At 46.9% G+C, this 810-nt stretch carries 1 protein-coding gene; it reads left to right on the top strand.

Annotated elements, in window-relative coordinates; all coding sequences use genetic code 11:
• Positions 1–24: 24 nt before the first annotated feature.
• Positions 25–654, top strand: a complete 630-nt coding sequence (locus R7Z49_RS24265; protein ID WP_005458006.1) for a 3'-5' exonuclease — start codon at positions 25–27, stop codon at positions 652–654.
• The last annotated feature ends 156 nt before the right edge of the window (positions 655–810 follow it).

Genomic DNA, 810 nt, shown 5'->3' with positions numbered 1-810 from the left:
ACAAGTCAAAATGAGGCGTAGAGGATGAACTGGTTACAACGCAAATACTGGCATTACAAATTGAAAGGCTCGCCTTATCAGTCGCTGTTTTGTGCGCCACACAAAACCGAGTTTGTGTCTCTAGATTGTGAGACCACCAGCCTTGATCCGAACCGTGCTGAGTTGGTAACCATCGCGGCAACCAAGATCATCGACAACCGCATCCTCACCAGTCAGCCTTTTGAAGTACGCTTACGTGCGCCCCAATCGTTAGATTCTAGGTCAGTGAAGATTCATAAAATTCGCCATCAAGATCTGGCTGATGGTATCAGCGAGAAAGAAGCGTTGCTGAAACTGCTCGCGTTCATCGGCAACCGTCCTTTAGTCGGATATCACATTCGCTATGACAAAAAAATTCTCGACCTTGCCTGCCAAAGGCAACTCGGCTTCCCACTGCCAAACCCATTGATTGAAGTCAGCCAGATTTATCACGACAAACTAGAACGTCATTTACCCAATGCCTACTTCGACTTAAGTCTGGATGCGATTTGCAAGCACCTTGAACTGCCCATTCAAGATAAACACGACGCGCTGCAAGATGCGATTTCTGCCGCCTTGGTTTTTGTGCGCCTCACCAAGGGCGATCTGCCAAATCTCACCGCGCCATACACATAAATCCTGTTGACCTAGCTCCCATAATTACTTTTATTTCAAGCATTTTCCGGCACACCCCTCTGTCTCATCCTAAAGTCTAATTGTGGAAATACGCGCTGTGACTGACAGTTATAGGCACAACGTCGTTCTAGGACGACTGAGTATTTAAGAACCAAA

It is taken from the genome of Vibrio sp. 1562, from assembly GCF_033340155.1.
Taxonomy (GTDB): Bacteria; Pseudomonadota; Gammaproteobacteria; order Enterobacterales; family Vibrionaceae; genus Vibrio; species Vibrio alginolyticus.
The sequence above is the reverse complement of the archived record's forward strand: the minus strand, read 5'-3'. Positions and strand labels throughout refer to the sequence as shown.

Bases quoted from the DNA above. Each gene is read 5' to 3' on its own strand.
- R7Z49_RS24265 (WP_005458006.1), top strand. From the start codon at position 25: ATGAACTGGTTACAACGCAAATACTGGCATTACAAATTGAAAGGCTCG.